Raw genomic sequence first — 19500 nt, 5'->3', positions numbered from 1 at the left:
CGCGTCAGGCGGCGGCGAGCCGCGCGGCGTGTTCCTTCACCAGCGCGATCATGTTCGGCACCCCTTGCGTGCGGTTGCTCGAAAGCTGGTTCCTGAGGTCGAAGGGGGCGAGGGCGGCGGTCACGTCCATCCCGGCAACCTCGCTTGCGGGCTTGTCCTGCACCGCGGCAATGACGAGCGCGACGATGCCCTTGGTGATCGCGGCGTTGCTGTCGGCGAGGAAATGGAGCCGGCCCGGCTCCGCGCCTTCGGTCGGATAGACCCACACCGCGGCCGAGCAGCCGCGCACCAGCGTCGCATCGGTCTTGAGCGCGTTGGGCATGGCTTCGAGTTCGCGGCCCAGCTCGATCAGGAGGCTGTAACGTTCGTCGCCTTCGAGAAATTCGTATTCTTCGAGGATGTCGTCGAGGGATCGCATTGCTGCGGATTTAGTGGCGCTGGCGTATCTGTCCACCCCGGCCATTCCCGTTTTGCGCGCCGCCCCGTCCGCGCGATCCGAAAGCGGCAGGCCGATCGCTGGCGTTACAGCTCCACGCCGTTCGCGATCGCCTCGAGCTTCCTGATCCGTTCGCGCAGGTCGGCGAGTTCGATCCGTGCCGTGCCCGAACCGCGCTGGTCCAGCCCATGGCCGTCCTCGGGCGTGTCGATCGAGACGCGCGCGGCATTGCGGGCCCGCTCGAGCTCCTGGCGCTTGTAGTCGAGCCATTCGTGCCATGCGCGCAGCAAGGCGAAGGCGACGACGGCGAGCCCCACCAGGCAGCTCGCAGCGATCACGATAACGGGGTCCATCACCTGTCCATGTCCTCCGTGTTGCGGCCCGCGCGGCGGTCGGCGATGTCGCCGCGCAGGCTTTCGATCTCCGCGGCGATGGCGCGGGCGCGCGAGGCCTCGGAACTGTTGTTGTCGGTGGCGATGCGTTCGAGCACCTGGATGCGCTCGCGCAGTTCCTCGAGTTCGCGGTTGTCGATCGCGTCGGGGCGGGACTGGGCCGGGCGGTCCGGGGCGACCTCGACCATCGGGCCGAGCGCGCGCTGCATTTCCTCGTTTTCCTGTCTCAGACGCCTGCCGATATTGCGCTCGCGCAGCCACAGGATGAGGAAGACGACCGCCAGGATGCTGACCCAGCTCATCAAGCGGTCCCCTCGTCCTTGCGATTTTCGAGCGCTCCGGAGCGCAGGCTCTCGATCTCGCTCGAGAGGTGGTAGCCGCGGTCGGTGACGATCCGCTCGACCGTGGCAAGCCGGTCCTTCATCGACCCGATCTCGGCGCGCAGTTCGGCGTTCTCCTGCGTCAGCAGGGTGACGCGGCGCTTGGCCTCGCTGTCGGTGACGGGCTTCAATTGCTGGCCCCACGTTCCTTCGAGCGGGTAGCCGTTCTTGACGCGCAGCCAGGTGGTGAAGACCCAGCCGGCGGTTCCGGCAAGGGCGATGGCGACGATCGCCTCGGTGGTCACGGCATCGAGCATCAGCGGGTCTCCTTCGCTGCGAATTCGAGCGGCACGCCGCTGTTCCTCTCTTCGACCTGGCGCGTGTCGCGCAGCGCCTCGATCTGGGTCGCCACGTCATAGCCGCGGTCGGTGACGATGCGTTCGAGCACCTGGACCCGGTCCTCGAGCCGCTGGACCTGGGCAGCGTATTGCGCGGCCTTCTCGGCGGTCTGGGCGGCGGTCGCCTCGCTGCTGATTTCGGCCATCTTCTGCTGGTGCTTCGTCCAGATGGCGACGACCGGGATCGACACGCCGATGACCGGGATGAGAAGTGCAAGATATTCAATCACGTTCGGCTCCCCTTTTCCGAAGGATGCGGCCGGGTTCAGCGCAGACGCTCGATCTCGGCGGTGAGCCGCGGATTGCTGCTCACATAGTGCGCCTCGACATTGGCGAGCCGGCGGTCGATGTCGCGGAACTGGGCGCGGATTTCGCGCGCGGTGCGGTGCGGGCTCTGGCGCACGCGCTGCCAGTATTTCCGCTCGCTCTCGTCGCGGTAGAGATGCGGCGGCTTCTTGTTCAGGAGGAAGCCGGCGAGGAAATAGGCGAGGATCGGCCAGCCGAGCGTGAGTGAGAGGACCACGAGCCCAAGGCGCCACCAGACCGTGTCGATCCCGGTATAGTCGGCAAGGCCCGAACACACGCCCATCAGCTTGGCATTGTGCTTGTCGCGATAAAGCTTGGTGCGGGGGCTGTTCACGGGCGGGTTCCTTTCTTCTCGGCCATCATGCGGTCGAGTTCGCGCAGTTGCTGGTTGTCTGCCTCCTGGTCGGCGCGCAGGCGGCGGACCGGGGTGAAGGACGGGTCGTCGGAAGCGACGAGGCGCTCGACCGTGTCCATGCGGTCTTCGAGCCGCTTGGCGAGGCTGTAGAGTTCCTCCAGCAGCACCTCGTCATCGGAGGTGATCGTCGCGGCGGTCTTCCACTTGGTGACGTAGTGGAGGATCACCCACGGCAGCCCGACGAAGAGCACGCCGACGACGAAGATCGGGACGAGAATATCTTCCATGAATTACTGGTCCTTTCCGGAGCTGCTCTTGCCGAGCGCCTTCTTCATCTGTTCGAGTTCGTCATCGACCGCATCGTCGCCCGCAAGCGCGGCAATCTCGTCGGCGAGCGAGGGCTTGCCGCCTTCCGCGATGCTGAGCGCATCGGCGCGGCCTTCGGCGTAATCGACCCGGCGTTCGAGCTGGTCGAACCGGGCGAGCGCCTCGTCGGTGCGTTCGGTGCTCATCAGGGTACGCAGCTTGACGCGGTTTTCCGCGCTTTCGAGGCGCGCGGCGATCGCGGTCTGGCGGCTGCGCGCCTCGCGCAGGCGATTCTGCAGCTTCTGGATGTCGTCCTCGTAGGAGCGCAGGGCATCGTCGAGCACGGCAATCTCGGCCTTCAGCTGCTCGGCGGTGTCGGCGGCCTTCTTCTTCTCGACAAGAGCCGCGCGGGCGAGGTCCTCGCGGTCCTTCGACAGGGCGAGCTGCGCCTTTTCGGCCCAGTCGGCCTGGAGCCTGTCGAGCTTGACGCAGTGGCGGTGCATTTCCTTCTGGTCGGCGATGGTGCGCGCTGCCGAAGCACGCACCTCGACCAGCGTCTCCTCCATTTCGAGGATGATCATGCGGATCATCTTCGCCGGGTCGTCGGCATTGTCGAGCAGGTCGTTGAAATTGGCCGCGATGATGTCGCGGGTTCGGCTGAAAATGCCCATGAAGGCTACTCCATCTAGGAACGAATTGCTGCGCGAGCGGGCGCGCGACGTGTCGCGGCTCTCATCGCTGCCCCGCTCGGAGCGCGGATTCTGCGTCGGAGTGGGGCTGGTGCGCAAGGCCTCGATCTCGATGTCGAGCCGCGAACGCCCGCCTTTGCGCGGGGAACGGACCGGAGCGAGGCCGCCGTCCCGATCGTCGGCCGGGGCGGGGGAAGGCCCGGCGGCGGGATCGGCGGCGCGAGCGGGGGTGTCTCGCTCCGGTCCGAAGGGGGTCTTGTCGTCGCGGTCGCTCATCGCATCCACGCTCAGGCGATCTCGACCAGGACGTGGTCGGCGTGGGCCGCGGCGATGTTCGCGTCCCCGGTCTGCGCGGTGATCACCACCATCGCGCCCATCGCGGCGATGCTGGCGAGCGCGGCGTGGCCGAGCTTGCTGCTCCAGAACGCAGCCCCGGGCAGCGCTTTCGGATCGAACAGGCTCTTGTGCATCGGGCGATTCCTTCCGGTTCCTGCGTCCGGCCGGCCCCATGCCGCCGGTGTCGCAGTCTGTGCCCGAACCGATGCAATCGCCGTGCCAAACCCCGAATGTCCCGGAAATCCGGGAGTTTTCGAGATTCCTCATGAGGCGGCGTTGGTCCATATTGCCAAGCATTGGGATTTATCACTATGTTTCGGTCATGGAGCGCGAAAACCAGTTCATCGGCCAGTCCGGCGCCTTTCTCGACGCGGTCGAGCGGGCCTCCCGCGCCGCTGCGCTCAGCCGCCCCGTCCTCGTCATCGGCGAGCGCGGGACCGGCAAGGAACTGATCGCCGAACGCCTCCACCGCCTCTCGCCCCGTTGGGACGAGCCGCTGGTGACGATGAACTGCGCGGCGCTCCCCGAAACGCTGATCGAGGCCGAGCTGTTCGGCCACGAGGCCGGCGCCTTCACCGGTGCTACCAAGGCGCGCGCGGGAAGGTTCGAGGAAGCCGACAAGGGCACGCTGTTTCTCGACGAACTGGGCACGCTTTCGATGGGCGCGCAGGAACGCCTGCTGCGGGCGGTCGAATATGGCGAGGTCACGCGAATCGGGGCCTCGCGCCCGGTCCGGGTCGACGTCCGCATCGTCGCCGCGACCAATGACGATCTCCCCGCGCTCGCCGAGGCGGGCGAATTCCGCGCGGACCTGCTGGACCGGCTTTCCTTCGAGGTCATCACCCTGCCGCCGCTGCGCGTGCGCGAGGGCGACATCGGCGTGCTTGCGGAATATTTCGGGCGGCGCATGGCGGCGGAACTCGGATGGGCCGGCTGGCCCGGCTTCGCCCCGCACGTGATGGACCAGCTCGAGGATCATCCCTGGCCGGGCAATGTGCGCGAGCTTCGCAACGTGGTCGAGCGGGCAGTCTATCGCTGGGACGATCCCGCCATGCCGATCGCCCACGTCCAGTTCGACCCCTTCGAAAGCCCGTGGAAGCCGCGCACCCCCTCGCACCGGCGGAATGGCGAGGCCGCGCCCGCGTCGTCCGCGAACGTGCCCAAGGCGGGGGATTTCGCCGCCTCCGCCCCCTGTTTCGACGAGATCGAGGACCTGCGCGCCGCGGTCGACGCGCACGAGCGCGCGATCGTCGAGCACGCGCTGGGCAAGCACCGCTGGAACCAGCGCCAGACGGCCCGTGCGCTGGGGCTCAGCTATGACCAGCTGCGCCATTGCATCAAGAAGCACGGCCTGATGGAAAGCGAAGGCGCCGATTAGGCGGGCGTTGCCGGCGCGGGCGGTCAACCCTCTCCCAAGGATTTTTCGCCAGGATCCGGCGACACAGCACCGACCGGCGGAGCCCCCATGCGCCTGCTTTCCGACATGATCGACCAGCTTTCGTCCACCGTGCGCCTGATCGCGGGCCTCGTCACCCTCTGCGTGATGGATTTCGGCGCGATGATGACCTTCGGGGTCTCCGTGGTCGCGCCGCAGGTGGCGGAGGACTTCGCCGAGCGCGCCGAGAATGTCGGCGAGAAGGCGATCGCGGCGCGGATCGAGGCCGAGCGCGCGCAGGCGCTCGCCCGGGACGGCTGGGGCTACGACGCCGGAACGGGTCTCGATGCGGCGCAAGGCTTTGGCCCCGATCCCGATTTCGCGCAGCGTCCCCGGGCGGGCCAGGAGGAGATCGGCGGCTGGGGCGACTAGTTCGCAGGCCGCGGGGCCCCGGCCGGCCCACCCGTGAACGTTCACCTTTTGCAAGGCCGATCATTCCGCTGTAGCTCCCGCCGGATAGGCCCGAAACAAGGGGGCGTGCCGAAACGAAGGCATCCCCCGCTCAACGGGTGGGCGAGCGATCGATGGCTGACCCCGATGACAGGAAAAATGGCGGCGGCGCGGGACCGCAAAAGGCCGGGCCCGCGGCGCGCCCGGACGCCTGTTCCTTCGAGGCGGCCTGGAACCGGAATTTCGAGGAGGAGCCCGGCGGCGGCGCGCCGGAGCGGCCGGCCGGGCTGGCGATCCCCAACACCGGGCGCCGCGCCGCGCCGAGGCTGCGCGTCAGCCTGCCCGCGCAGCTCATCTCGATCGAGGGCAACCAGCCCTGCGTCCTCATGAACCTGTCGCGGACCGGGGCGCAGGTCGCCTTGATCGATGCGGTCCGTCGCGGGGAGGGCGCGGTGCTGCGCTGCGCCTCGCTCGAGGTGTTCGGCGAGGTGATCCGCTCGGAATTCGGACTCAACGCTCTGCGCTTCGAGGAGGCGCTGAGCGATGACCAGGTGCTCGCCATCCGGCATTACTACGAAACTTTCGAGGACCGCGAGCGCCGCGCGCTGATCGACACCGCGCGCAAGTGGGTGACCGGCGACACGAGCGACGAACGCCCGTTCTGACGGCAGCGCCTCGGCGGGCGGGCCGCGCCGGTCCCGGGTGTTTTCACTAGGGGCCGGGCAAGGGGAATCTTCACGCGGCCGGACCCATGGCGCCCTGGATGCCCTCGATGCCACGCCCTATCGTCCACGCTCCCCGGACCGCTCCCGCCTCCGCACCTGCGCCGCGCCGGATCGGCGAAGCACCGCCGCGCACGGGACGCCGAGGCGCGGCGCGCCTGCGGCTCGGCATTCCGGCCCGGCTGGTGACGCTGCACGGGACGCTGGCCTGCGACCTCGTCGATCTTTCGCTGACCGGCGCGCGCGTCTGCTTCGGCGCAGGGCGCACGGCTCCGCTGGCCGAGGGCGACGGCGCGGTGTTGCGGGTCGGCGGGATCGATGCCTTCGGCCTCCTCGTGCGCTCCGGGGGAAGCACCGCCGCGCTCGCGTTCGAGGACGCGCTGGGCGAGGGCGACGTGCTCGCCGTGCGCGGCCATGCCGAGGGGCTCGAGCGCGAGGGCGCCCACACGCTGCGCCGCGCCGCGCACGCCTTCGTCAGCGGATCGCGCTAGGCCGACCGCGGCGGGCGCGCCTTTGCTCTTGCCAAACCGTCCGGCTGCGATTACGTCCGGCACATCCCGACATTGTCGAGACTCTGACGGGCTGGCGCCTCCGGGGGCCGGCAACAAACCGTTTTGTCATTACGCCGTGCTATCTTGCGCGCGACACGAAGGAAACCGATTGGCCGACATCGACCGCCTGACCGCGATCATCGAACCCGAGGCGAAGGCGCTCGGCTTCGATCTCGTGCGAGTGAAGATGATGCCGTCGGAGGCGGGTGACGGCGGGCAGGCGCTGCAGGTCATGGCCGAGGACCCGGCGACCGGCCAGCTCGTGATCGACCAGTGCGCGGCGCTTTCGCGGCGCATTTCCGACGCGATCGACGCGGCCGAGGAGCAGGGCGAGGTGCTGGTCGAAGGCGCCTACCACCTCGAGGTGTCGAGCCCCGGCATCGACCGCCCCCTGACCCGCACGAAGGATTTTTCCGACTGGGCCGGGCACGAGGCGCGGATCGTCATGGTCAAGAGCTTCGACGGCCAGCGCACCTACAAGGGCGAACTGGGCGGCATCGAGGGGGACGAGGTCCTCGTCACCGATGCGAAGGCGGGCGCGGTCCGCCTGCCGCGCCACCACATCCATTCCGCCAAGCTCGTCCTCACCGACGCGCTGATCGCGGCGACGCGGCCGCTCGATGCGAGCGGGGCGGACGAACTCATCGAAGAACCCGAAGAAGAGAAGGCAGACGACTGATGGCCAGTGCCATTTCCGCGAACAAGGCCGAACTGCTCGCGATCGCCAATGCGGTCGCCTCGGAGAAGATGATCGACAAGTCGATCGTCATCGAGGCAATGGAAGAGGCGATCCAGAAGAGCGCGCGCAACCGCTATGGCGCGGAAAACGACATCCGCGCCAAGCTCGACCCGCAGACCGGCGACCTCACCCTGTGGCGCGTCGTCGAGGTGGTCGAGGAGGTCGAGGACTATTTCAAGCAGGTCGATCTCAAGCAGGCCGAAAAGCTCCAGCCCGGCGCGCAGGTGGGCGATTTCATCGTCGACCCGCTGCCCCCGGTCGACCTTGGCCGGATCGACGCGCAGAGCGCCAAGCAGGTGATCTTTCAGAAGGTCCGCGATGCCGAGCGCGAGCGCCAGTACGAGGAATTCAAGGACCGCGCGGGCGAGATCATCACCGGCGTCATCAAGTCGGTCGAATTCGGCCACGTGATCGTCAATCTCGGCCGGGCCGAGGGCGTCATCCGGCGCGACCAGCAGATCCCGCGCGAGGCCGCCCGCGTGGGCGAGCGGGTGCGCGCGCTCATCACCAAGGTCGAGCGCAACAACCGCGGCCCGCAGATCTTCCTTTCCCGCGCCGCGCCCGATTTCATGCGCAAGCTGTTCGCGCAGGAAGTGCCCGAGATCTACGACGGCATCATCGAGATCAAGGCCGCTGCCCGCGACCCGGGTTCGCGCGCGAAGATCGGGGTCATCAGTTACGACAGCTCGATCGATCCGGTCGGCGCCTGCGTCGGGATGAAGGGCAGCCGCGTGCAGGCCGTCGTGCAGGAACTCCAGGGCGAGAAGATCGACATCATCCCGTGGTCGGAAGACACCGCGACCTTCGTCGTCAACGCGCTCCAGCCCGCGACGGTCGCGCGCGTCGTGCTCGACGAGGAGGAGGGCCGGATCGAGGTCGTGGTGCCCGATGACCAGCTCAGCCTCGCGATCGGCCGGCGCGGCCAGAACGTGCGGCTCGCAAGCCAGCTGACCGGTCACCAGATCGACATCATGACCGAAGAGGAGGCCTCCGAGAAGCGCTCGAAGGAATTCGCCGAACGCTCCAAGATGTTCGAGGAGGAGCTCGACGTCGACGAGACGCTTTCGCAGCTGCTCGTCGCCGAAGGCTTCGCCGAGCTGGAAGAGGTCGCCTATGTCGAACTCGCCGAACTCGCGAGCATCGAGGGCTTCGACGAGGAACTCGCCGAGGAGCTCCAGAGCCGCGCGATCGAGGCGCTCGAACGGCAGGAGGAGGCGCATCGCGCCGCCCGCCGCGAACTCGGCGTCGAGGACGATCTTGCCGAGCTCCCGCATCTCACCGAAGCTATGCTGGTCACGCTGGGCAAGGCGGGGATCAAGACGCTGGACGACCTCGCCGACCTTGCCACCGACGAACTGATCGCGAAGAAGCGCGAGGCGCCGCGCCGCCGCGGCAATGACGCCAAGGCGCTCGGAGGCCCGCCGATGCGGCGCCCGCAGCGCGAACAGGACAAGGGCGGGGTGCTCGGCGAATACGGCCTCACCGAAGAGCAGGGCAACGAGATCATCATGGCCGCCCGCGCGCACTGGTTCGAGGACGAAGCGCCTGCCGCCGGCGAACCCGACAGCCAGGAGGCCGCCCATGCGGACTCCGAACAATGAGCGCCTGACGCACGACATCGACGAGGGCTCCGCCTCCCGCGCTAACGGGAGCGAGCGGCGCTGCATTCTCTCGGGGAAGAGCTTTCCACGGGAGGACCTGCTGCGCCTTGCCATCGCGCCGCCGGACGCGGACGGGATCAGCCTCGTCCTGCCCGACCCTGGCGCGAAGGCGCCGGGGCGGGGCGCGTGGATCGCGCCCGACCGGGGAGCGCTTGAAAGGGCGCTTGCCGAGGGCCATCTCAAAAAGGCGCTGCTGCGCGCGTTCCGGGGGGCGAAGCTCACCATTCCGGAGGATCTTGCGGACCGGATCGAGGCCGCGCTCGCGCGCAGCCTGGCCGACCGGCTGGGGCTCGAACTGCGCGCCGGGCACGTGGTGCTCGGCTCCGCGCGGATCGAGGAGCAGGCCCGCAGCGGCCGGATCGCGTTGCTGTTCCACGCGCGCGACAGCAGCGAGGACGGGCGCAAGCGGCTCGACCAGGCCTGGCGCGTCGGGAGCGACGCGGAAGGCTCGGGATTGCGGGGCGAGGTCTTGCCACTGGACCGCGCCGCTCTGTCTGTGGCATTGGGCCGCGACAACGTGGTCCACCTGGGGATTTCCCATCCCCGTGGCCAGGAGGCTGGGGGTTCCTCGCCGGCTTCGCGGGTCGCCCATGCGGCCGCCCGCCTCTCGAACTACATGGCGGGCGCAGCGGGCCAATCCGGCACGCGGCAGATGGCCGCCGACACGGCCGGCGCACCGGGCGCCGGCGTTGATGATTTTGCGAAGGACTGACGAGCCAGAATGAGCGACGATAAAGAGAAACGCACCCGTAAGCCGCTGGGCCTGAAGCGCGCGGTCGATGCCGGCGAGGTCAAGCAGACCTTCAGCCACGGCCGCACCAACAAGGTCGCGGTCGAGGTGAAGCGGCGGCGCAAGCTCGTCAAGCCCGGCGAGACGGCGGCGCCCGCGCCGACCCCCGCGCCCGCCCCGGCCCCTGCCCCCGCGCCCGCGCCGAGCCCCGCGCCGGTCGCGAAGAAACCGGCCCCCGTATCCAAGGCGCCTCCCGGCGAGACCCCGCAGGAGCGCGTGAAGCGCCTCCAGCGCGAGGCCGAGGAAGAACGCCTGCGTTTCGCCGAGGAAGCGCGCAAGCGCGAGGACGAACAGGCGCGCAAGGCAGCCGAGGAGGAAAGGCGCCGCGCCGAGGAGAACCGCAAGGCCGAGGAAGAGGCCGAAAAGCGCGCCGCCGAGGAAGCGAAAAGGCAGGCCGAGGCACCCGCCGAGGCCGAGGCTCCGACGTCCGCGGTGCCCGCAACCCCCGCCGCGGATCAGGGGCAGGCTCAGGAAAAGGCCGCGCCGGTCCCGGCCGCGCGCAAGTTCACGCCGGTCGCCCGGCCCGAACCCAAGAAGGCGGAAAAGAAGAAGAAGGAAGAAAAGCGCCCCGCACCTGCCACCGGCGGCAAGGACAAGCGCCGTTCGGGCAAGCTCACCGTCACCCGCGCGCTCAACGAGGACGAGGGCCGCCGCGCCCGCAGCCTCGCTGCGCTCAAGCGGGCGCGCGAAAAGGAGCGCCGGATGCAGGGCGGCGGCTCGGCCAAGCCGCGCGAGAAGCAGGTCCGCGACGTCGTCGTCCCCGAGGCGATCACGGTGCAGGAACTCGCCAACCGCATGGCCGAGAAGGGCGCGGACCTCGTCAAGGCGCTGTTCAACATGGGCATGATGGTGACGGTCAACCAGACCATCGACGCCGACACCGCCGAACTGCTGGTCGAGGAATTCGGCCACAACATCAAGCGCGTGTCCGAAGCCGACATCGACATCGACACCAGCACCGAGAAGGACCCCGAGGAAACGCTGCGCCCGCGTCCCCCGGTGGTGACGATCATGGGCCATGTCGACCACGGCAAGACCAGCCTGCTCGATGCCCTGCGCGGCACCGACGTGACCAAGGGCGAAGCCGGCGGCATCACCCAGCACATCGGCAGTTACCAGGTCACGACCAAGTCGAAGGACAAGATCACCTTCCTCGACACGCCCGGCCACGCGGCCTTCACCGAAATGCGCGCGCGCGGGGCCAACGTCACCGACATCGTCGTGCTGGTGGTGGCGGCCGATGACGGGATCATGCCGCAGACGATCGAGGCCATCAATCACACCAAGGCCGCGGGCGTTCCCATGATCGTCGCGATCAACAAGATCGACAAGGACGAGGCGCGCCCCGACAACGTGCGCAACCGCCTGCTCGAACACGAGGTGATCGTCGAGAAGCTGTCGGGCGACGTGCAGGATGTCGAGGTTTCGGCCAAGACCGGCGCGGGGCTCGACGACCTGCTCGACGCGATCGCGCTGCAGGCCGAACTGCTCGAACTCAAGGCCCGGCCCGACCGCCCGGCCGAGGCGACCGTGATCGAGGCGCAACTCGACAAGGGCCGCGGCCCCGTCGCCACCGTGCTGGTGACGCGCGGGACGCTGAAGCGCGGCGACACCTTCGTCGTCGGCACCGAAAGCGGCCGCGTGCGCGCGATCGTCGACGACAGCGGCAAGCAGATCAAGGAAGCCGGCCCCTCCATGCCGGTTGAGGTCCTCGGCCTCGGCGGCGTGCCCTCGGCCGGCGACCAGCTGACCGTGGTCGAGAACGAACAGCGCGCCCGCGAAGTGGCCCAGTACCGCAAGGAAAAGGCGACCGAAAAGCGCACCGCGCTGGCGCCGACCAATTTCGACACGATGTTCAACAACCTGAAGGCGAACGTCATCGAATGGCCGGTGCTGGTGAAGGCCGACGTGCAGGGCAGCGTCGAGGCAATCGTCAACGCGCTCCACAACATCTCGAACGACGAGATCAAGGTGCGCGTGCTGCACGCCGGCGTCGGCGCGATCACCGAGACGGACGTCTCGCTCGCGGCTGCCTCCAACGCCCCGATCATCGGCTTCAACGTGCGCCCCAACGCCAAGGCGCGCGACCTCGTCAAGCGCGACAACGTCAGGATGATGTATTACGATGTCATCTACCACCTGACCGAAGAGGTCGCGAAGGAGATGGCGGGCGAGCTTGGTCCCGAAAGGATCGAGACGGTCGTCGGCCGCGCCGAGGTCAAGCAGGTCTTCCCGGCGGGCAAGAAGGACAAGGCCGCTGGCCTCCTCGTGCTCGACGGGGCGATCCGCAAGGGCCTGTTCGCGCGTCTCACCCGCGACGACGTCATCGTCTCGGCGACCAGGATCGCCTCGCTCCGCCGGTTCAAGGACGACGTGGACGAAGTCCGCGCAGGCCTCGAATGCGGTGTGGTTCTGGAGGACACAAACGACATCAAGCCGGGCGACAACCTCGAGGTGTTCTCCGTAGAGGAGCGCGAGCGGACGCTGGAGTTCTGATCACCGGAGCGCGCTGAATGAACGACATCAGCTACTTCCCCGAGGACCACGACACCTCGCCCCATTCCGCGTTGCTCGGCTCTCAATTCATGGGCTGGGACGAGGAAACGCAGACCGCGACCATGCGCTTTACCGTGCGCCGCGAGATGACCACCTGGCGCGGCGGGGTGCAGGGCGGGCTGGTCGCGGGCTATCTCGATGACGTGATGGGTTATGCCTATGTCGCCGCCACCGGGGGCGAGATGGCGCCGCTCAATCTCGACATCACCATGAGCCTCATCCGACTGATCCCCGAAGGCCCGCTGATCGGCAAGGGGCGCGTCGTGAAAGCGGGGCGCAAGGTCGTCTTCCTCGAGGCGGAGCTCCTGTCCGAGGACGGCAAGCTGATGGCCCGCGCGACCTCGACCGCAATCCCGACCCCGCGTCCGACGCCGGAATCGACGGGAATGGCGTGATGGCGAGGAAACAGGACTACACCGCCGAACAGCATTCGGTCCGCGTCCTCAAGGTGGGCGAGCGGGTGCGGCACATCCTGTCCGAACTCCTCGCCCGGCGCGAGGTGCATGACGAGACGGTGAGCGCGGCGAACATTTCCGTGACCGAGGTCCGCATGACTCCCGACCTGCGCCACGCGACGGCCTATGTGAAACCGCTGCTCGGCCAGGCCGAGGACGAGGTGGTGTCGGCGCTCAGGCAGAACACCGCCTTCCTCCAGCGCGAGGTGGCGAAGCGACTGGGCCTCAAGTTCGCGCCCAGGCTGAAGTTCCGCAAGGACGAGAGCTTCGCCGAGGCCGACCGGATCGAGGCGCTGCTGCGCGATCCCAAGGTCGCGCGGGACCTCGACGGCGACGAGGAGGAATAGAGCGCCTGGAAGAGCCCGGGTCCCCGCCTTCGCCGGGACGCGGGCCGGGCTTCAGCGCGGCACCATCCGCGCGCGCAGTTCGATGTCGACCTTGTTTCCGACGATCAGGGGGAAGCTGGTCATCCCGTAATCGCGCCGGTCGATCGTCGTGCGGCCGGTGAAGCTGATCGGCTGGCCCACCGCTTCGGCCGGCGGGGTTTCGAAAGTCACCTTCAGCACCTGCGGCCGGCTCACCCCGCGTGCGGTCAGTTCCCCGTCGAGCGTGCCTTCGCGCGGGTTCGTCAGCTTGAGCGCGCGCCCGACGAAACGAATCTCGGGATAGCGCTCCACCCAGAAGAACTTCTCGCCCCTCAGCCGCCGCAGAGTCACGCGGTCGGGCGCCTCGATCGCTTCGGCATCGAAGGTCACGTCGATCACCGCGCGTTCGGGCGCGTCGGGGACGATGGTGACCGCGCCCTCCATCCTCGGAAAGCGCGCGGTCTTGCTGGCGAGGCCGAAGAAGGGGACGCGGGCGGACACGTTGCTCGCATTGGCATCGAGCCGGTAGTCGAGCGCGCCCGAGCCCGGCTGCTGCGCCAATGCCGCAAGCCCCGCGAACAATGCGAGAAGCGGCAGCAGCAGGAGGCGGATCGCTTGCATTCGACGGGCGTCCCTTCGCGAACCCAACCCGTGATGGCACAAAAGGTTTCGCCGGGGAATGCTGGCCTCGCCCGGCTGGTGCGATCCCGGCTCCCCCGCTAGGACCAGATCGCGCACGGGAGGGCGGTTTGGCCAAGCTCTATTTCTACTATTCGAGCATGAACGCGGGCAAGTCATCGAGCCTGCTGCAGGCCGATTTCAATTACCGCGAGCGGGGAATGAACACGATGCTGTGGACCGCCGCGCTCGACACGCGTTCCGAGGGGATGATCCGCAGCCGCATCGGGCTCGAGGCCGAAGCGCATCGTTTCGGACCTGCGACCGATCTCCATGACGCCGTCGCCGTCGCGCACGAGAACGAGGGCGAGAACGCGTTCGGGGAGCGGGGGATCGACTGCGTGCTCGTGGACGAGGCGCAGTTCCTGACCCCTGCCCAGGTCTGGCAGCTCGCCCGGCTGTGCGACGAGGCCGGGATCCCGGTCCTTTGCTACGGACTCAGGACCGATTTCCGCGGCGAACTCTTCCCCGGCTCGGCCATTCTGCTGGGCATTGCCGATGCGCTCGTCGAACTAAAGGCCGTGTGCCATTGCGGGCGCAAGGCGACGATGAACCTGCGCGTCGATGCGGCGGGCGAGCCGATCCGCGAGGGTGAGCAGACCGCGATCGGCGGCAACGAAAGCTACGTCGCGCTGTGCCGGCGGCATTTTTCGCAGGCCCTCGCGCGCTAGGCGTATGGCGCGCAGGTCCCGCGATGCCTATCTGATCCGTCATGGAAGACACCGTCACGCTCGTTCTCCTGCTCGTCCCCTGCCTCATCGTCGCGATCGTGTTCCACGAAGTCGCGCATGGCTACGTGGCGAAGCTGCTGGGCGATCCCACCGCGAGCGAGCGCGGGCGGCTGACGCTCAACCCCATTCGCCATGTCGATCCGGTGGGCACGCTGCTCGTGCCGGGCGCGCTCTTGCTCGCCGGGGCGCCCGCCTTCGGCTGGGCCAAGCCGGTCCCGGTCAACCAGTATCGCCTGAAAAGCCCGCGCTACGGAATGATGGCGGTCGCGCTGGCGGGGCCGGCTAGCAATTTCGTGCTCGCCGCGCTCGGCGCGGTCCTGATCGGCGTGCTGAGCGCGATCAACGGGGCGAGCATCCTGGTCGAGGGCAACGTGCTGGGCACGGTGCTGACGCTGTTCCTCCTCATCAACATCTTCCTCGGCCTGTTCAACCTGCTGCCGATCCCGCCCTTCGACGGGTCGCACATCGTCGGCGGGCTGCTGCCCGACCGGCTGCGCTTCTACTGGGCACGGCTGCAGCAGGTGGGGATCGTCCTGCTGCTGGGCGTGATCGCCTATAGCTGGTTCTTCGGGACCGGCTGGCTCGAGGCGCTGCTGCTGCCGCCGCTGGGGATCGCGATGGGGCTGTTCCTGCACCTCGCCGACATCGTGTCGGGGCTCTAGCCTCTCTTATTCACGGCGATGCGGTTGGGCGCCTCTCGGCGCGAGCTTGACGCCACTGCTGCGTGCGGCGGCGTAGAGCGGGCGTGCGGCACCGCTGGCGTCTGTTTCACCGCGCTGTGATCGATGGGCTTTTCTGGTTGAAGGACTTGGCTCGGGGTTTCTGCGGCACTGCCGCGCCCGCTACGTCGGCGCAGGCTTGAGCGCGAGAACGATGGCACGCATCAGATCGGCATCGGGGCACGCAGAGGCGAACGCTACGCGGATTCGGGTGGCGCTTTCCATGACGCGGGCAGCAACCTTGAGCAGCCGCAGGCGCAGGGTCGTAAACTCGGCTTTTGCCAGAGCGGTGGTCTTTGGGATCGCCTGCTGAACGCGCCACAGCAGCCAGTAGGCAGCGGTGTGCAGGATCAGGCGCATCTGGTTGGCGTTCGCCGACCGGCACGAGGTGCGGTCACTGGCCAGCTGGGTCTTGTGCAGCTTGATCAAGTTCTCGGCCTGCCCGCGCGCACAGTAGAGCGTGTCATAGATGTATTCAGCCGAGCCTTGGGTTAGCGATGTGACGACATAGCGGATATCCATGCCCAGCGTGCTGGCCTCGATCCTGGCGACGACGCGGCGCTGGCGGTTCCAGCTCTTCGCGCCGTAGCGGGTCTCGGCATAGCTGTGCAGGACCGGGAGTTGGCACTCGGCGCGGCGGACCGCGCAGGCATCGGCGGCAGTGACGATAACCGGATCAGCGCGCAGCGCGGCGTTGGTCGGCAGACCGAACACGTAATCGACATGGGCCGCCTCGCAGAAGGCCATGACCTCGGGCCGTCCATAATGCCCGTCGCCTCGGATGGTGATGTGGGTATCGGGCCAGTGGCGGCGAAGATGGCGCACCAGACGCCGGATATGCCCTGCCGCCTCCTTGCCAGAAGGCGTCTTGCCCGTGCGCAGCAGCATCGCCACCGGCCGGCCCGTTGCCGTGTCGTAGACATGGATCGGCAGGAAGCAGCGCTCCCCATGATGTCCGTTCCAGAAGGAGAGTTGCTGATAGCCGTGCACGACGTCGCAGGTGTCATCGATATCCAGCGTCACCGCCGCCGGCGGAGTGGGGTAGCTGGCGCAGTAGATGTCGATCATGATCCCCAGCATCTTTGCCAGCTCGCGCGTGCTCGGCGCATTCTCCCAGCGGCTCATCGTCGGTTGGCTGGCCAACCCCGCACCCGATCCCGGCAGCTTGCCCAGCGCAAGGCGGAAGCCCGGATCATCGCGCAGAGCGTCGAGATCATCGGCATCCTCATAGCCGCAGGCGATCGCGAACATCCGCGCGCGCAGGATATCTTCAAGCCGATGAACCACCCGAGCAGGATCGCGCGGATCGGCAATACACGCCGCAAGCCGCTGGCAGAGCCCCATCATGCGCTCGGCCTGAGCCAGCACCAGGACCCCGCCATCCGAGGTCAGCCTGCCGCCGTCAAACGCAGCTGTGACCTTCTTGCCGCGCACTGCTGGAAACGAAAATACGGACGCGCTATCATCGCATCCGGCGGGTGTGGTCTGTGGCATATTTTGCCCCGTTGCAGGTCTGGCTTAAGCAACCACATTCCTACAACAATGCAAATGCTTACGCCACTCCCGCCAACCCGTCAGACCACCGCCGGTGAATAATCCGGGCTAGCCGCGCTGCTCGAACCAGCGGGCGACGCGCTCCTGCGCCGCCGGGTCGAGGTGCAGGAAGAGCTTTGAGCGGCGTTTCAGCACGTCCTCGGCGCTGCGGGCGAATTCGTGCGCCACGAGGTATTCGAGCTCCGCCGCGTAGAGATCGCCGCCCATGCGCTGCCCGAGATCGTTCGTGCCCCTGGCATCGCCGATCACGGCGTCCATCCGCGTGCCATAGGCGCGCGCGAGCCGCCGCACGGTGGCAGGGGCGAGGAAGGGATGGCGCCGCGCCTGTTCGCTAACGAAATCCTCGAAGCGCGCGGGGTCGATATCGCCGCCGGGAAGCGCCGCGCGCGCGGTCCATTCCCGCCCGCCGATGCCCAGTTCCTTAAGCGCGTGCTCGGCGAGCTTGCGATAGGTCGTGATCTTGCCGCCGAAGATCGAGAGCAGGGGAGGGCCGCCGCCGGTTTCGCCGCGGTCGAGCTCGAACTGGTAGTCGCGCGTCACGGTCGAATTCTCGGCCGAACGGTCGTCGTAGAGCGGGCGTACCCCCGCATAGGAGCCGACCGCGTCATCGGGCGACACGTCGCGGGCGAGATATTCGTTCGCCGCATCGCACAGGTATCGCGCTTCCTCGGCGCTGATCGCGATTTCCGCCGGATCGCCCTCGAAGCTCACGTCCGTGGTTCCGATTAGGGTGAAGTCGCGCTCGTAGGGGATGGCGAAGATGATCCGGCCGTCGCGGTTCTGGAAGATGTAGCAATGCTCGCCCTCGAACAGCCGCGGGAAGATCAGGTGGCTGCCCTTGACCAGGCGCAGCTTCGCATGGCCTTCCTGCGGCAGGGCGCGGTCGAGCAGCCGGTCGATCCACGGCCCCGCGGCGTTGACCACGCGGTCGGCGGTGACGGTGCTTTCCGCGCCCCCATGCGCGAGCCGCGCGGTCCAGCGATCCGCACCGCGTTCGAGGGCGATGCATTCGGTGCGGGTGCGGATCGAAGCCCCGCGCGCGGCCGCGTCCATGCAGTTGAGCACGACGAGGCGGGAATCCTCGACCCAGCAATCCGAATATTCGAAGCCGCGCGTGAGGCGCTGCTCGAGGATCGCGCCATGCGGGGGCTTTCTGAGGTCGACGCTGCGGGTCGGCGCCAGCAGCTTGCGCCCGCCGAGGTGGTCGTAGAGGAACAGGCCGAGGCGCAGCATCCATTTCGGCCTCAGCCCTTCGTCATGCGGCAGGACGAAGCGCAGCGGCCAGATGATGTGCGGCGCGATGGCGAGCAGCCGCTCGCGCTCCCTCAGGCTTTCGCGCACCAGCCGGAATTCGTAGTGTTCGAGATACCTGAGGCCCCCGTGGACAAGCTTGGTCGAGGCCGACGAGGTGTGGCTCGCAAGATCGTCCTTCTCGACGAGGCAGACCGCAAGGCCGCGCCCGGCCGCGTCGCGCGCGATGCCGGCCCCGTTTATCCCGCCGCCGATGATGAGGAGGTCGAAATGATCGGTTTCGCCCGAATCCATGGTGATGAAACTTGGCGGTTCCGTCCCGCTTTGGCTAGGGGGCGCGGATGACGGACGCTTCCAAACCCGCTCTCCACGGCTGGCTGGTGCTCGACAAGCCGCGCGGCTTGGGCTCGACGCAGGCGGTCGGGATGGTCAAGCGGCTGATGCGCGAAGGCGGTCATGCGAGGACCAAGGTCGGGCACGGCGGCACGCTCGACCCGCTGGCCGAGGGCGTGCTGCCGATCGCGCTGGGCGAGGCGACCAAGCTTGCCGGGCGGATGCTCGATGCGAGCAAGGTTTACGATTTCACGATCCGGTTCGGGGCCGAGACCGACACGCTCGATTCCGAGGGCGAGGTGCTCCACCGGAGCGACCGGTTCCCGCCGCTCGCCGCGATCGCGGGTGTGCTCGATCATTTCACCGGAGAGATCGAACAGCTCCCCCCGGCCTATTCGGCGCTCAAGGTCGATGGAAAGCGCGCCTATGACCGGGCGAGGGCGGGCGAGGAATTCCGGCTCGAACCGCGCCGCGTGACGGTGCATTCGCTGGATTTCGCGGGCGGGGCGGGGCGCAGCGGCGGCGAGGACAGGGCGCTCGGATCGAGCTTCCAGAACGAAGGCGGGCGGCCCGATCCCTTTTCGGCGTCGGCCCCGCTCGAAGTCGCCGAAACGGTCACCCTCACCGCCCATGTCTCCAAGGGCACCTATATCCGCAGCCTCGCCCGCGACATCGCGCTTGCCCTTGGAACGCGCGGTCATGTCACCTACCTGCGCCGCACGAAGGCCGGCCCGTTCCGCGAGGAACAGGCGATTTCGCTGGACTTTGCCGCCCGAAGCGGTAATGGGCCGCCACTTCAAGACCTCATCCTGCCGCTGGAGGCGGGGCTGGACGACATCCCGGCCCTGACCCTCGATCCGGAGAGCGCGCAGGCGGTCCGCCAGGGCCGGGTCCTTTCCGGGATGCCCCAATCATCCGGGCTCCATCTGGCGAAGCTGGGCACCGTCCCGGTCGCGCTGGTGGAAATCTCGGATGGGACGGCCAGGGTCGTCAGGGGCTTCAACCTTCCCGATGTCGCTGAGTAGAAAGAGA

At 68.0% G+C, this 19500-nt stretch carries 25 protein-coding genes; 13 read left to right on the top strand and 12 right to left on the bottom strand.

Features of this window, described 5'->3' with window-relative positions:
- Positions 1-4 precede the first annotated feature (4 nt).
- The 9 genes from BLU08_RS06590 to BLU08_RS06550 all read right to left on the bottom strand — a co-directional run bounded on the left by BLU08_RS06590 (position 5) and on the right by BLU08_RS06550 (position 3672).
- Positions 5-418, bottom strand: coding sequence for a SufE family protein (locus BLU08_RS06590; protein ID WP_090197069.1), 414 nt, complete (start codon positions 416-418; stop codon positions 5-7).
- A gap of 104 nt (positions 419-522) precedes the next feature.
- Complete coding sequence (locus tag BLU08_RS06585) at positions 523-789, bottom strand: hypothetical protein (RefSeq protein WP_369816842.1); 267 nt, start codon at positions 787-789, stop codon at positions 523-525.
- Positions 789-1130 (bottom strand): hypothetical protein, encoded by a 342-nt coding sequence (locus BLU08_RS06580; protein WP_090197064.1) that lies wholly within the window; start codon positions 1128-1130, stop codon positions 789-791. Before BLU08_RS06580 ends, BLU08_RS06585 begins: the two co-directional genes overlap by 1 nt.
- Positions 1130-1465: a hypothetical protein gene (locus BLU08_RS06575; RefSeq protein WP_090197061.1), complete on the bottom strand. Its 336-nt coding sequence runs from the start codon at positions 1463-1465 to the stop codon at positions 1130-1132. Before BLU08_RS06575 ends, BLU08_RS06580 begins: the two co-directional genes overlap by 1 nt.
- Positions 1465-1776: a hypothetical protein gene (locus tag BLU08_RS06570; RefSeq protein WP_369816835.1), complete on the bottom strand. Its 312-nt coding sequence runs from the start codon at positions 1774-1776 to the stop codon at positions 1465-1467. The genes BLU08_RS06575 and BLU08_RS06570 overlap by 1 nt, the downstream gene beginning before the upstream one ends.
- Before the next feature lie 35 nt (positions 1777-1811).
- Complete coding sequence (pspC, locus tag BLU08_RS06565; protein WP_090197058.1) at positions 1812-2186, bottom strand: envelope stress response membrane protein PspC; 375 nt, start codon at positions 2184-2186, stop codon at positions 1812-1814.
- Positions 2183-2494 (bottom strand): envelope stress response membrane protein PspB, encoded by a 312-nt coding sequence (gene pspB, locus BLU08_RS06560; protein ID WP_090197055.1) that lies wholly within the window; start codon positions 2492-2494, stop codon positions 2183-2185. Before pspB ends, pspC begins: the two co-directional genes overlap by 4 nt.
- Positions 2495-2497: 3 nt before the next feature.
- Positions 2498-3478 carry a phage shock protein PspA gene (gene pspA / locus BLU08_RS06555; RefSeq protein ID WP_233996119.1) on the bottom strand — a complete coding sequence of 327 codons (981 nt, stop codon included), beginning with the start codon at positions 3476-3478 and terminating at the stop codon, positions 2498-2500.
- An 11-nt stretch (positions 3479-3489) separates the two neighbouring features.
- Complete coding sequence (locus BLU08_RS06550) at positions 3490-3672, bottom strand: hypothetical protein (RefSeq protein ID WP_090197052.1); 183 nt, start codon at positions 3670-3672, stop codon at positions 3490-3492.
- 188 nt (positions 3673-3860) lie between these two features.
- On the opposite strand from BLU08_RS06550, the gene pspF reads away from it, so the two are divergent.
- The 10 genes from pspF (at position 3861) to rbfA (ending at position 13184) form a co-directional block, all read left to right on the top strand.
- Entirely contained in the window at positions 3861-4916 is a 1056-nt protein-coding gene (gene pspF / locus BLU08_RS06545) for a phage shock protein operon transcriptional activator (RefSeq protein ID WP_090197049.1), read from the top strand.
- 87 nt (positions 4917-5003) lie between these two features.
- Positions 5004-5345, top strand: coding sequence for a hypothetical protein (locus BLU08_RS06540; protein ID WP_090197046.1), 342 nt, complete (start codon positions 5004-5006; stop codon positions 5343-5345).
- 152 nt (positions 5346-5497) lie between these two features.
- A complete protein-coding gene (locus BLU08_RS06535; protein ID WP_090197043.1) occupies positions 5498-6028 on the top strand; it encodes a PilZ domain-containing protein in 531 nt (176 codons plus the stop codon).
- 107 nt (positions 6029-6135) lie between these two features.
- Positions 6136-6576, top strand: a complete 441-nt coding sequence (locus BLU08_RS06530) for a PilZ domain-containing protein (RefSeq protein ID WP_157674471.1) — start codon at positions 6136-6138, stop codon at positions 6574-6576.
- Between the two features lie 169 nt (positions 6577-6745).
- On the top strand, positions 6746-7315 hold the full coding sequence (gene rimP, locus BLU08_RS06525) for a ribosome maturation protein RimP (RefSeq protein ID WP_090197036.1): 570 nt from the start codon (positions 6746-6748) through the stop codon (positions 7313-7315).
- On the top strand, positions 7315-8976 hold the full coding sequence (gene nusA, locus BLU08_RS06520) for a transcription termination factor NusA (protein WP_090197033.1): 1662 nt from the start codon (positions 7315-7317) through the stop codon (positions 8974-8976). Before rimP ends, nusA begins: the two co-directional genes overlap by 1 nt.
- Positions 8957-9748 carry a DUF448 domain-containing protein gene (locus tag BLU08_RS06515; protein ID WP_090197030.1) on the top strand — a complete coding sequence of 264 codons (792 nt, stop codon included), beginning with the start codon at positions 8957-8959 and terminating at the stop codon, positions 9746-9748. Before nusA ends, BLU08_RS06515 begins: the two co-directional genes overlap by 20 nt.
- A gap of 9 nt (positions 9749-9757) precedes the next feature.
- A complete protein-coding gene (infB, locus tag BLU08_RS06510; RefSeq protein ID WP_090197026.1) occupies positions 9758-12322 on the top strand; it encodes a translation initiation factor IF-2 in 2565 nt (854 codons plus the stop codon).
- A 17-nt stretch (positions 12323-12339) separates the two neighbouring features.
- Complete coding sequence (locus BLU08_RS06505) at positions 12340-12777, top strand: PaaI family thioesterase (protein ID WP_090197020.1); 438 nt, start codon at positions 12340-12342, stop codon at positions 12775-12777.
- The gene (rbfA, locus tag BLU08_RS06500; protein ID WP_090197015.1) at positions 12777-13184 is read left to right on the top strand and encodes a 30S ribosome-binding factor RbfA; all 408 of its coding nucleotides are present in this window, start codon (positions 12777-12779) and stop codon (positions 13182-13184) included. The genes BLU08_RS06505 and rbfA overlap by 1 nt, the downstream gene beginning before the upstream one ends.
- A gap of 51 nt (positions 13185-13235) precedes the next feature.
- Here the strand turns inward: rbfA and BLU08_RS06495 are convergent, their stop codons facing one another.
- A complete protein-coding gene (locus BLU08_RS06495; RefSeq protein WP_090197012.1) occupies positions 13236-13823 on the bottom strand; it encodes a YceI family protein in 588 nt (195 codons plus the stop codon).
- A 128-nt stretch (positions 13824-13951) separates the two neighbouring features.
- On the opposite strand from BLU08_RS06495, the gene BLU08_RS06490 reads away from it, so the two are divergent.
- Complete coding sequence (locus tag BLU08_RS06490; RefSeq protein ID WP_090197010.1) at positions 13952-14551, top strand: thymidine kinase; 600 nt, start codon at positions 13952-13954, stop codon at positions 14549-14551.
- 41 nt (positions 14552-14592) lie between these two features.
- Positions 14593-15273 (top strand): site-2 protease family protein, encoded by a 681-nt coding sequence (locus BLU08_RS06485; protein WP_090197007.1) that lies wholly within the window; start codon positions 14593-14595, stop codon positions 15271-15273.
- A gap of 180 nt (positions 15274-15453) precedes the next feature.
- Here the strand turns inward: BLU08_RS06485 and BLU08_RS06480 are convergent, their stop codons facing one another.
- Together BLU08_RS06480 and glpD are read right to left on the bottom strand one after the other, a co-directional pair.
- Positions 15454-16824 (bottom strand): IS1380 family transposase, encoded by a 1371-nt coding sequence (locus BLU08_RS06480; RefSeq protein ID WP_090193798.1) that lies wholly within the window; start codon positions 16822-16824, stop codon positions 15454-15456.
- A 108-nt stretch (positions 16825-16932) separates the two neighbouring features.
- On the bottom strand, positions 16933-18429 hold the full coding sequence (gene glpD / locus BLU08_RS06475) for a glycerol-3-phosphate dehydrogenase (protein ID WP_090197004.1): 1497 nt from the start codon (positions 18427-18429) through the stop codon (positions 16933-16935).
- Between the two features lie 47 nt (positions 18430-18476).
- Between glpD and truB the strand changes: the two genes are divergently transcribed.
- Positions 18477-19493 carry a tRNA pseudouridine(55) synthase TruB gene (gene truB, locus BLU08_RS06470; protein ID WP_090197001.1) on the top strand — a complete coding sequence of 339 codons (1017 nt, stop codon included), beginning with the start codon at positions 18477-18479 and terminating at the stop codon, positions 19491-19493.
- The last annotated feature ends 7 nt before the right edge of the window (positions 19494-19500 follow it).

Source organism: Erythrobacter sp. HL-111, assembly GCF_900105095.1.
Classification (GTDB): domain Bacteria; phylum Pseudomonadota; class Alphaproteobacteria; order Sphingomonadales; family Sphingomonadaceae; genus Erythrobacter.
Note: the sequence above shows the minus strand (reverse complement) of the source record. Positions and strands in the feature narration are given on the sequence as shown.